General features: G+C 41.1%; 12 protein-coding genes. 2 read left to right on the top strand and 10 right to left on the bottom strand.

The features are described 5' to 3' along the window. The first annotated feature begins 22 nt into the window (after window positions 1-22). Window positions 23-379, top strand: coding sequence for a hypothetical protein (locus tag HY987_RS05625; protein WP_292756479.1), 357 nt, complete (start codon window positions 23-25; stop codon window positions 377-379). 128 nt (window positions 380-507) lie between these two features. After that, entirely contained in the window at window positions 508-2,178 is a 1,671-nt protein-coding gene (gene pheT / locus HY987_RS05620; RefSeq protein WP_292756477.1) for a phenylalanine--tRNA ligase subunit beta, read from the top strand. A gap of 146 nt (window positions 2,179-2,324) precedes the next feature. Here the strand turns inward: pheT and HY987_RS05615 are convergent, their stop codons facing one another. The 10 genes from HY987_RS05615 to HY987_RS05570 all read right to left on the bottom strand — a co-directional run bounded on the left by HY987_RS05615 (window position 2,325) and on the right by HY987_RS05570 (window position 11,523). Beyond that, on the bottom strand, window positions 2,325-2,735 hold the full coding sequence (locus HY987_RS05615) for a secondary thiamine-phosphate synthase enzyme YjbQ (RefSeq protein WP_292756475.1): 411 nt from the start codon (window positions 2,733-2,735) through the stop codon (window positions 2,325-2,327). A 197-nt stretch (window positions 2,736-2,932) separates the two neighbouring features. Then, the gene (pyrI, locus tag HY987_RS05610) at window positions 2,933-3,406 is read right to left on the bottom strand and encodes an aspartate carbamoyltransferase regulatory subunit (RefSeq protein WP_292756473.1); all 474 of its coding nucleotides are present in this window, start codon (window positions 3,404-3,406) and stop codon (window positions 2,933-2,935) included. Window positions 3,407-3,760: 354 nt separating this feature from the next. After that, window positions 3,761-4,972 (bottom strand): preprotein translocase subunit SecD, encoded by a 1,212-nt coding sequence (locus HY987_RS05605; RefSeq protein WP_292756471.1) that lies wholly within the window; start codon window positions 4,970-4,972, stop codon window positions 3,761-3,763. Beyond that, entirely contained in the window at window positions 4,969-5,811 is an 843-nt protein-coding gene (locus tag HY987_RS05600; RefSeq protein ID WP_292756469.1) for a protein translocase subunit SecF, read from the bottom strand. Before HY987_RS05600 ends, HY987_RS05605 begins: the two co-directional genes overlap by 4 nt. A 308-nt stretch (window positions 5,812-6,119) precedes the next feature. Then, on the bottom strand, window positions 6,120-6,614 hold the full coding sequence (locus HY987_RS05595; RefSeq protein WP_292756467.1) for an NAD(P)H-dependent oxidoreductase: 495 nt from the start codon (window positions 6,612-6,614) through the stop codon (window positions 6,120-6,122). Between the two features lie 290 nt (window positions 6,615-6,904). After that, window positions 6,905-7,915 carry an N-acetyl-gamma-glutamyl-phosphate reductase gene (argC, locus tag HY987_RS05590; RefSeq protein ID WP_292756465.1) on the bottom strand — a complete coding sequence of 337 codons (1,011 nt, stop codon included), beginning with the start codon at window positions 7,913-7,915 and terminating at the stop codon, window positions 6,905-6,907. A gap of 420 nt (window positions 7,916-8,335) precedes the next feature. Next, a complete protein-coding gene (locus HY987_RS05585; protein WP_292756463.1) occupies window positions 8,336-9,013 on the bottom strand; it encodes a DUF166 family protein in 678 nt (225 codons plus the stop codon). A 176-nt stretch (window positions 9,014-9,189) separates the two neighbouring features. Next, window positions 9,190-10,071 (bottom strand): acetylglutamate kinase, encoded by an 882-nt coding sequence (gene argB / locus HY987_RS05580; RefSeq protein WP_292756461.1) that lies wholly within the window; start codon window positions 10,069-10,071, stop codon window positions 9,190-9,192. A gap of 518 nt (window positions 10,072-10,589) precedes the next feature. Beyond that, window positions 10,590-11,168 carry a 4-vinyl reductase gene (locus HY987_RS05575; RefSeq protein WP_292756459.1) on the bottom strand — a complete coding sequence of 193 codons (579 nt, stop codon included), beginning with the start codon at window positions 11,166-11,168 and terminating at the stop codon, window positions 10,590-10,592. A gap of 4 nt (window positions 11,169-11,172) precedes the next feature. Next, a complete protein-coding gene (locus tag HY987_RS05570) occupies window positions 11,173-11,523 on the bottom strand; it encodes a roadblock/LC7 domain-containing protein (protein WP_292756457.1) in 351 nt (116 codons plus the stop codon). Window positions 11,524-11,732: the final 209 nt, after the last annotated feature.

Below are 11,732 nucleotides of genomic sequence, written 5' to 3'. Positions count from 1 at the left end.
GGAAAATAACGGTGAATGTATTATGGAAATGCTGTGGTTTTACATTGCGGTTATCCTGGCCATAAGTGATGAGGCACATAACCAGATATTCTGGAAGGTGTTCTTTGATTTTTACGTCTTACTGGCCGGAATAATTCAGAAAATAGTCGGCTCTACCATTAGAATGTGGATGGTTCACGAGTTCCTGGAAGCAGTTTTCCACTTCATCCTCCTGTCCCTGCTGTTTTTATCCCTGGAAATAGGATTTTTAGCAGCAACCATACACTTGGTTGTGGACCTCTACCATGAGGTCGCAGGATTGGAGATGACCTGGTTACAGCACCGTGCCCTGCACTTTACAGTTGAATCACTGTTCTTCCTCATGCTTTTAGGCATATAAAGATTCACAAATCCAAAATTATAATTCCATACATAATAGTTCCATACTATTAACCATTTTACTGGGATTATATTCACATTTAATTAGAATTAAACAAGTCAATATAAAAAAAATATGAGGAAATAGTCATGCCTGTTATAAAATTCACCTACACTGACCTGGAAGAATTGTTAAAACGAGAAATTGACAAAGATGAACTCATCGATCTTCTCCCTATGATTGGGAGTGATATTGAGGACTATGATGATGAAGAGGTTAAGGTGGAGTTTTTCCCCAACCGACCAGACTACCTGAGTGTGGAGGGAGTGGCCCGGGCACTCAAGGGTTTCCTGGAAATAGATGAGGGAATACCAGAGTACCACCTGGAACCAGCCGGCACCAGCATCACCATAGACCCTGGGCTTAAGGGTATCAGGCCCTACACTGCCTGTTGCCTGGTTCGTAATGTCGAATTTACTGATGAGAAACTCCCCCAGATCATGGACTTCCAGGAAGACCTGCACTGGGTGATAGGACGTGACCGTAAAAAAGTGGCCATTGGGATCCACAACCTGGACGTGTTGAAGGGGCCCTTCAGGTACCTGGCTGCTCTTCCCGATGAAACATCCTTCGTACCCCTGGACATGGATGAAGAAATGACCCTCCGGGAAATACTAACTGAACACAAGAAAGGACAATCCTACGCCCACTTGATAGATAAGTACGACCGTTACCCTCTGATAATGGACTCCGAGGATAATATCCTTTCCATGCCACCTATTATCAATGGTGAGCTCACAAAACTCACCACTGACACTAAAAACCTCTTTGTGGATGTCACAGGCACTGACCAGCAGGCAGTTGAGCGAACCTTGAACATTATCACCACCAGCTTCGCAGAATCAGGAGCAACCATCCAGACCATGGAGAACATTTACCAGGATGAAACACTCATCAGACCCGATTTAACACCCAAAGAAAGAACAGTCAGTGTGAAAAATGCAGTTAAGTTAATTGGAATACCGCTCACAGCAGAAGTAGTGGCAGAATCCCTGAAAAAGGTACGCTTCGATGCCACAGTTGTTGATGAGGATACAGTAAAAGTGCTGATTCCACCTTACCGGGCGGACATCCTCCACGAAGTGGATATAATAGAGAATGTGGCCATTGGTTACTGCTTCCGCAAGATAGAACCGGAACTACCACAGGTGGCCACAGTGGCCCGGGAAGACCCTTATATGGACTTTGACCAGAATGCACGGGAAATCATGAACGGCCTGGGATTTGCGGAGGTTATGAGTCTCATGTTAACCAACGAGGAGAATCATTACCAGAAGATGAAACTCCCTGAGACCGAACGGGTGGAAGTAGCCCAGCCCATAAGCCAGGACAGGACCATGATCCGTCAGAGTCTTCTTAATGGTCTATTGGAATTCCTGGAGGATAACAAGCATGAAGAACTTCCCCAGAGGATCTTTGAAGTAGGGGAAACAGTCTTCCTGGACAGGGAAAGAGAAACCCGAACTGTGGGTGTTAAAAAACTGGCAGCCATGACCACCCATTCCCAGGCTAACTTCACCGAGATCAAATCAACCAGTGATGCTCTGATAAGTAATCTTGGACTGGAAATGGAGATTGAAGACCTGGACCATCCCAGCTTTATCAAGGGAAGATGCGCACTACTAAAAGGAGTGAAAAAAGAAACAGGTGAGGTATGTGTTGAGGGATTCTTCGGTGAAATGAACCCCCAAGTCATCAGGAACTTTGAACTGGAGTATCCTGTGGTGGCAGTGGAAGTGGAGTTTAAATCTTTAAAATAAACTCTTCTTATTCCGAATAAATCTTTAAATCTTTAATAAGATTTAAATTCTTTTTTCATTAATTTCTTCAATAATTTTTTATTCTTATTTTATAAAATTCTTTTCTTAAAATTTTTTAATTTTTAACAAGCAGGCCAGGATATTTATTATTCCCCAATCACAGTCACGGTAAGTTTCCTCTGCCGTGGTCCGTCCAGTTCCACGAAGAAAATACTCTGCCAGGTTCCCAGCATCATCCTACTATTTTCCACAGGAATAGTCTGGCTGCCGCCTAGTATGAATCCGCGGATGTGGCTATCGGCGTTGTTATCTATACGGTCGTGCTGATAACCCGCACCCTCTGGGATCAGTTTCCCAAGAGCTAACTGAAAGTCTCTGATTAAACCCGATTCATTCTCATTTATAACCACTCCTGATGTTGAATGGCGGCTGTAAACATTCAAAAGCCCCTCACTAATACCACTATTTCTAAGGACAGATTCAACTTCCCGGGTAATATCCTGTATTTCTACCCGCTCTAAGGTGTTTATTTCCACAATTCCACGTTTTAAAACCATTTAATTCCCCCTTTTCCTTTTTAAAATTCATCAACACTAAAGATTTTTTTGGTATTGGGTATTTTGGTTATGGATTTGAAAATATAATTGAAATAAATCCTTTTATTTGGGATAATCCTTTATTCGGGAGTCGTCCTTTTATTGGGATGATTATGAATGATAAATTTGATTTAAATAAATAAAAAAATCTGGAAAATTTAGAATACTCTGAACTGGGTTTCCACTTCGGCCTGATCCATGATCCGTTCACAGTAGTGGCAGCGGAGTACCATGGGTTCATTCTGCAGCACAGCAAAACGGGTGGTAACGGGTTCATCAGTGTTGGTGATGCAGTTGGGATTGGAACAGGATAAAATGCTCTTAATCTCACCTAATAGTTTCACTTTGCCCTTTCCAACAATTTCATAATTTCGGATAATGTTAATGGTGGCATGGGGAGCTATGAGTGCGATTTCATCCACTTCCCTTGATGCCAGTTCCCTTCCCTCGATCTTAACAATGTCCTTGCTTCCCATTTGACTGGACTGCACATTCATGGCCAGAGTCACTGATATTTTCGGACTGGGCAGCCCCAGTATTTTAAGGACTCTCAGGGCTTTGTTAGCGCTGATATGGTCGATAACTGTGCCATTTTTAATGGGTTTTACCTTTAATTCCCGGGGAGTTTTCATGTTTAACCCTTTCTTAGTTCTAGGAGAAATATATTCTGATAATATTTTATAAGATTATCCCTTACCCCTATCCCGTCCTAAATAATTAGAGTTCCATAGTAGGTAATTTAAAATTCTTTAGATGAAATTCATTTTGATAAATTTCTATTATAAAAAAAATTCATCTTGTAAACATCTAACGAAACTGGGGTGGATCAGAATTTAGGTAATTGTGTGGATTATGGTTAATTATTGAAATTTTGAAGAATCCTGGAATTAAAAAGAGGTTTAAAAAAATAGATAGGAAAATACGTGATTTTTAAAAAATAGGGGTATTCAAAAAAAATAGGGAAAAAATAGGAGTACGTTGGGTTCCTATTTTCTTGTATCCAGCATTAGCTCAATAAATTTGGCGTACACTGGTCTGGTTATGAATATTCCAATGAGAACTCCCAGAACTGTGGTGAAGGCAAATCCAGAAAGCACACCTATTCCTGTGGCTCCCCTGCTGAACCCGATATATGCCAGGGGTAACATGGCAGCGATAAGGGTTCCGGCTGCAGCGAATATAATGAAGAATGCGCTTTTTATCTGTTTACGCACACCAGACCTCTTTTTCTTGTCCTTGAATCCCTTGAGCACCTCGTCGGTGATGATGATCTGGTCATCCACCCCGGTACCAATGGCAGCCAATATACCCGCTATAGCTGCCAGATCAATGTTCCAGTGAATCACCGCCGCAGTTCCCAGTATCAGGATAAGTTCAGCGATACTGGTTAACATGATGGGGATAACCAGTAAGGGGTTACGGTACCTTATGATTATAATGGCCGAAATAACCAGAAGGGCTAAAACACCAGCTATAAGAGCACCATTTATGAACTGATCACCTAATTCTGCTGAAACACTGCTGACTCCTACGATTTTAACCTTAACTGGTAACGCACCTGATTGTAAGAGGGTGTGAATGCTTTTCGCCTGTGTTTGTGCTTCTTCCTTGGTGGCTTCCGTTCCACTGATCATCACATCTGTAGATGCCTGACCAGTGGCCAGTTCATCGGCAACCTCTGGAGAAGTAATCAACTGGTCATCCAGGTACATTTCCACCGGAACTCCGGCCTGACCTTTAGCAATCTGGGCAAATCGGTTGGCACCCTCCAGGGATACAGTGAAGGGAACCTGCCATTCGGTTCCTGTAACCTGGTAAGTTTTCACCTGGGTGATGTCGGATCCTACCAGGGCAGTCTGGTTGTTGATCTTGGCCTCGAATTTACCGTTACTTCCAACGATCTTGGCCACGTCCTCTGGTTGGACTCCGGCGATCTCAATAATAACATTCTGGTTACCACTGGGGTACACCTTAACATCCTTAACACCGAAAATGTTCAACCGCTTATCCAGAACCGCTGTGACAGTGTTCATGGTTGCGGTGTCCACTGGTTTTTCCAGTTGTAACTGTATGGTGGACCCACCTTTTAGGTCTAAACCCTGTTGTATTCCTAAGATGGAGATGGCGCCTATGCTTGCAATAACCAGCACGATCAAGAGTATTACTCTTTTGTCTTTGAAGAATTCATTGAGCTTCATTTACGTGCCTCCGTGTACCATCTCAGTATTCCAAGGTTCATGAGCCACGTGGCCAGAACATCAGCTATCAGTCCAATGATAAGCACTGCTGCAATATCCGCCAGTGTCTGGGCAGCTGGTATTAAAAAGACAACCACCAGATATAATGCTGCCATGGAACCGATGGCTGCGGCGGCCATGGTTAACCCGGTTTTCATTGCTTCAATTGCTCTTTCAGTTACGGTGCCTTCTTTTCTTTTAAGGATTCGGGTGGTTAACAGTATGTCTGTGTCTACACTGTAACCTATAAGCATTAACAGTGCTCCCACAGAAGCAATCGAAAGTGGTATGCCAAAGAGGCTCATCCCACCCACCGCAATGATTATATCCGAAAGGGCAGCGAGAATAACTGCCATACTGGGTACGAAATTACGGAAGATGATGAACACCGTTATGCTCATGAAGATGAAGGCAAAGGCCAGAGCATAATAAATTTGGGTCAATGATTCTGAGCTTAAAACAGCCCCCACTGATTTATAACTGGTTATAGTTCCAGTTCCTTCTAGTATAGATGATAATTTAACCACATCTGTGTCACCTACAATATCTATTGTGGCCTGGTTATTATTCACAGATTTAACATCCACAGTTTGATTGGGCAGACCCGTACTAATAAGTGATTGAAGTTCGTTCTGACTAATTGGTTTTTCCAGTTGTACAACTGCCACCGTCCCACCTTTAAGCTCGATACCCTGATTAAGGCCCATTGTGGCTATTAGTATCAGGGCAATGATGGTGATCACCACTGGAATGGCGATGAGTGGTTTGTATGATTCCAGTAACCTTTCAAATGTTATCAATTTAATCACCAGTCTTTATCGTCACGTTTTACGTATATATCAAGTTATACTTAGGAGATTTTAAGTACTTAAGAGATTTAACTTCACTTGATTTAACTTCACTTTAGTAGATTTTAAGTCATCTTAGGGAGATTTTAAAACCTTAGGGGATTTTATCTTCACCCTTGGAATTTATTAAATTTCACTTAAGGAATTCACATAAGGAATATTTCTCAATGAAATTCTCCGTATGATCAGTCGTATAACTGATTGTTACACATCATCTATTGTTAAACATTCATTTAATAATATTGTCATTTCAATTATGATCATATTCCGTATATGGGGAGGTCTTCCTCCTTGACAATGGTTTTAACATCTTCGATGAGTTCTTCTGTTTTTTTGTTACCGGTTTTAATCTGGAATGATTTGATCATACGCCCTCCACGGGGCTCTATTTTCTCTTGCATTCGTTCAATTACCTTCTGGCCTCCGGACCCTCCCATGGTGGCAAAGAGAATAACGTCTTTACCCTGGAAGTTGCACTGATCAATGAGGGTTATCATTGCTGGTGCTGGTTTACCCGCCCAGGTGGGACTTCCCAGATAAATCAGATCATAATCAGTGAGATCCACTGATTCGGGTTTTATTAAAGTTTTATTCTCACGGAAAGCATCCACTGAAGCTTTAATATAATTCATGGCCCCTGCTCTATTATTCAGGTCGGTTATTTCCAAATAATCTGCGTTAACTTCCTGGGCCAGTGTCTTGGCTACCAGAGAAGTTTTCCTGGTCCGTGAGTAAAACAGGATCATGGTTTTCATAAATTTACCTCAAAACTCAAATAATTAAGAGTTTTATTTAAATAAAGTGAAGGTCTTCCCAGACTTAGTAAGTTTTCAAAACTCAATTGTCAATGACTGTATCTTCATCATAATGATAATCTCTGTTTGTCTGGAGAATAAACGGATTTACTAAGTTTTAATGGAATTTCTCACTTTTTTCTCTTCTTCTCATAAAATATATGGATCAAAGTTTATAAAGTTTTAGGGGTGATTTCTCCCTCACAAAAATATATTCTTAAGATTTATTTTTTTTCAGGGAATTGTACTATTTAGGGATGTAAACCGCAACCTTCCAGTGACATGGTTTCTGGGAATCCACACATGAGATTCATGTTGGCCACAGCTGCACCGGAAGCACCTTTAACCAGATTGTCAATGGCAGTAACAACAACTAATCTACCGTTTTCATCAATTTCAAAACAACCTACGTGGCAGAAGTTGGATCCTCGCACTGAACTTAACCGTGGGATTTCACCAGCATCCAGGACACGCACAAAGGTTTCATCATGGTACTGTTTTTTATACAATTCCATAATCTCCTCTGAACTAACTTCCCTGTTAGGGAATGAGTGTAAGGTGGTTATAATGCCTCTGATAACTGGCACCAGGTGAGGGGTGAATGAAACACGAACATCACCAAATTTACCAAGTTTCTCCTGGATCTCAGGCATGTGACGGTGGGTGGTGACTGCATAGGGCACTATATTATCACTGATATTAGGATAATGAGTTGCAGGGGTGGGTTTAATCCCAGCACCACTCACACCACTTTTAGAGTCGGCAATCAGGATGTCAGCCAGGCCTTCCTTTACCAGGGGGATACCTGCCAGGATGGCGCCGGTGGGGTAACATCCAGGGTTAGCAACCAGATTAGCTTTTTTGATCTCCTCCCGGTACATTTCAGGTAATCCGTAAACTGCATCAAGAGGTTGCTCATGCTTGAGACCGTACCATTTCTCATAAATACCAATATCATCGAAACGGTAGTCTCCACTTAAGTCAACTACTTTGACTCCTTTTTCCACCAGTTGGGGGACTATGCTCATGGAAGCACCGTGGGGGGTGGCGGTGAATACCATATCCACGTCCAGATCCGAAGGGGATTTATCTGTAAATTTCAGATCCAGATCATGAAGGTGAGGATGCACCTTTCGTATGGGTGTGTCTGCGTACTGTCGGGAAGTGGCAGCCACCACTTCCACCTCACCATGAACATCAAGGAACCGCAAAAGTTCCCCTCCAGTGTAACCACTGGCTCCGATAATTGCTACTTCTAACATAGTTCTCACATACTTTTCTTGGGTGAACTCGCCTATTAAATATATACACCCTTGCTATGATTCCTTATTTTGGAGTATACCCGTCCTTTTTTAGGCGGGGTTTGGATTAGTATAAGCATTTTGGAATTAGAAAATTTAAATGAAAATTTAAAATGAAAAAAAGGTTCCAGTTAAGGACTGGCTTAAAAAAAAGATGCCAACCACCGGGCAATACTATTCCATTCTGCTGCTTACAAACCGGGATATTTTCCTATTCTTGAATTTCCCCAACAGGGGACTGGTGATAATACCAGACCAGTGTTCATCAAGACAGTGTTCATCAATAATATTTCACAATCGGATATGCAGGAATAGATTCAGCAAGGTTAGAAGTTTGTGGCAGTAGTTAGCATAGAATTGAAGGGGATCAGATCAGAATAATCATTTCTTTTTTTTCTTTTCGTCCAATGCGTCCTGAAAGGCTAATGCGTCCTGAAAGGCTTCTTTGTGGAAGTTGGCAGCCATTTCCTTCTTACACTCATCATCGGTAAAAAGTCTCATTTTAGGCGCACGGCAGGGGTAATGCTGTATCCTAAGACCTGCTTTAATAGGCAAGTTTTTGGTGTCTTCACCCACCATTTCCTCAGCCACAAACCTGGTGCTGCCACAGGGAGAGCAGCGAAGAACCTCTACATCAACCACCTTATCACCCTGGCAGTTAATCCTGACCACAGGTCTGCCAAACTTGGATACGAATTCATCAAAGATGGGATTACCATTTTCAGTGAGGTCGCACATGTTCTCAGGGCAGGTAACATTACCATAACTTTCCAGCTGGTTTTTGAATCCTTCACCTCTCCAGGCACCAACTATAATCCACTCTACCTTATCATGAAGGGCATCCACCAGGTCAAGGGCGAGATCCGGGTGTAATACATAGGTAAGAACAATATCTGCCTTTTCCAGACGGGCCATGGTTTCAGGGGGAAGATCGATCTCGTCCATAAAAGAGGAAATCGGGGCTTCCATTACAATGTATTCACAGTCAAATTCTTCCTTTATGGTTGCATAGGCCCGTTCACCGTAAGGGCCGTCTGTTACTATGGCTATTTTAATCATGCAATTCCCCGTTTTTATTATAATATCTTCCTATAAATCTAATTCTGGATAAATCTAATTCTGGATTTTTTTTGGGCTTTTAGTAATTATATGAAGCCCTTTAATTTTAGTAATTATATGAGCCTTAGAATATTAAAAAAATATTAAGAAAGAAAAATTGAAATTTTAAATGGAATTCATTTGGTGATCATGGTCCCAATACCTTTTTTGGTGAATATCTCCAGGAGTATGCTGTGTTTAACCCTACCATCGATTATGTGGGCTGATTTAACCCCATTTTCCAGGGCGCTTATACAGGTAAGGACCTTGGGCAGCATACCATCACGGACAGTTCCGTCTTCAATAAGTTCCATGACTTCAGCTATGGTGGCCTTTTTAATGAGACTTTCCTTGTTAGTTGGGTCGCGCAGTATGCCAGGCACATCGGTGAGTATGATGAGTTTTTCTGCTCCTACTTCACCACCAACTTCACCCGCGACAGTATCGGCGTTTAAATTCAGGGTTTCAGCCCGGTCATCCACTCCTATGGGGCTTATAACTGGTATGTAGTTGTTTTCAGTTAAGACATCCAGGATTTCAGGGTTGATGGATTCAATTTCCCCCACAAGTCCCAGGTCTACCATCTGTTCTTCACCAGTTTCCTGGTTCACCACTACTTGAGGGGAGCGTTTCCGGGCTTTCAGGAGCAGGTTATCCTTACCCGAGAGTCCAACTCCTTTACCTCCGTGGAGGCCGATGTTGGCAACGATTTCGGTGTTGATCTTACCCACCAGGACCATTTTCACAATGTCCATGGTTTCCTGGTCTGTCACACGCAGGCCTCCGATGAATTTGGGTTCTTTGCCTAGTTTGCTCATGGAACGGGAGATTTCAGGACCGCCCCCATGGACTACGATGGGTTTCATTCCCACGTACTTCAGGAGAACAGTGTCCCTGGCTGTGGAACTTTTGGCAGCAGCGTCGATCATGGCGTGGCCACCGTATTTAATCATGATCTTTTTCTGGTGGAATTTTTTGATGTAGGGCAAGGCCTCGATGAGAATGTTAACAGTTTCCATAAATAAACACCGTTATTTTTAAGTGATGAGCTAATAATAGATTCTTTTCCAATTTGATGGTTATATATGTCTTATTTTTTTGATAAAGGTGTTCAATAAGCTTTATAAATTATAGAAGACAAAATATCCTTCCTTTGACGTATAGTATCTTTAAATTCTACTTTATTAAAACTTTTCGGATAAATATTTTTTCTAGTGACAATAATTGTTATAAATTATAATACTTGGTTCTAAGTGAAATTTAGAGGTTAAAACAGGTAGTTATTCTAAGATTCACATTTTAACCTAAAAATAAATAAAATAATCCCAATGGGAAATGATTTTCCCCAGAATAAAATCTCAATAGGAAGTAATCCTTAGGATAAATTGCAATGCGAAAGTAATCCCAAATTAAATCTCAGTGGAAAGTAATCCCAAATTAAATCTCAGTGGGAAAAGTAATCTCAATAAGCAATTTAAAAAAAGGGGTTGCAAGTTTAAAAAAATTAGTTAAATATGAATTTAATCTAATTTTAAATTTAAATCTTGGTTATTTCGAATCTGCAGAAGTCATCTCCAACTCCCCAGCAGTTTGTTTCTACAAACTGCCATTTTTCACCGGTTACCTTAGATAGACCTCCTGTAATTCGTCCACCTTCATAGTAACATACTGCTTTACCCAGGTTGGGTATCCCGGCAGAACTCATACTTTCATCAAGTTTAACCACGATTTTTTCATCTTCAATACTCTCTGTGGTTAAAATACCATAACCCCAGTTTTTAAAATCGAATTTAACCAGGTCTAGCCAGCTTTGAACATTTCCTTTTTCAATTTCCCCTGATTCCATCATTTGGGTGGCTCTTAGAGTTGAAAACTCACCCCCGGCTATTCTGAGTATGGATCCAATTGTTCCCATTCCAAACTGTTTACTTCCAGTAATGATAATCGATCTCAAGGCACCCACAGAATTGGCAGAAACCAGGGTCTTCCTTTCTTCGCAAAAAGGCCCAGGTCTATTAATCTCAGATCCAGGGCTTAAACATAGGATACTGGCACCTTCTTTTAGGATTAACCCCATATTTTCTAGATATTCATTGTAATTGCTATATTCTGGCATTTGATCACCCTTTGATCAGTTCAACTATGCGATCTGAGCTTCTTTTCATCTCCAGGCGTATTAATCCCAGATTTATATTTGTGTCTGTAATGACAGCTAAAATTGCATCTCCAGAATCTATCATGAGTGTTTTACCTTTATTACCTTCTATCATGACTTGTTGGAGTTTTTCGTGTTTCATCTCTTCTGAGGATCGTTCTGCTGTACCAAAAACAGCTGAAGACATGGCCCCTACCAGTTCTGAATCAATGTCTGAAGAAACATCTCTTTCAATGATTAACCCATCCTTTCCAACAACCAGTGATCCGTTTACTCCTTGAATTCTACCTAAATCTTTAAGCACTCGACCTATCATGTTTACCGCTCCAATTTCCAACAAACCCCTTAAAATATCTTAAAATCCTAAATGGCTTTATTGGAGATTTTTTCTTCTTTGAATTCTATTTTCAATGAACATCATGGAATGTATTCTTTTTGGAACTGATATTTTGAGAATATATATGGTTAAAACTAAAGAATTTCAAATATTCCAAGGATATCCATGAATATCAATCCATAATATGG

This window comes from Methanobacterium sp., assembly GCF_016217785.1.
GTDB lineage: Archaea > Methanobacteriota > Methanobacteria > Methanobacteriales > Methanobacteriaceae > Methanobacterium.
This window is presented reverse-complemented; position numbering and strand designations above follow the sequence as displayed.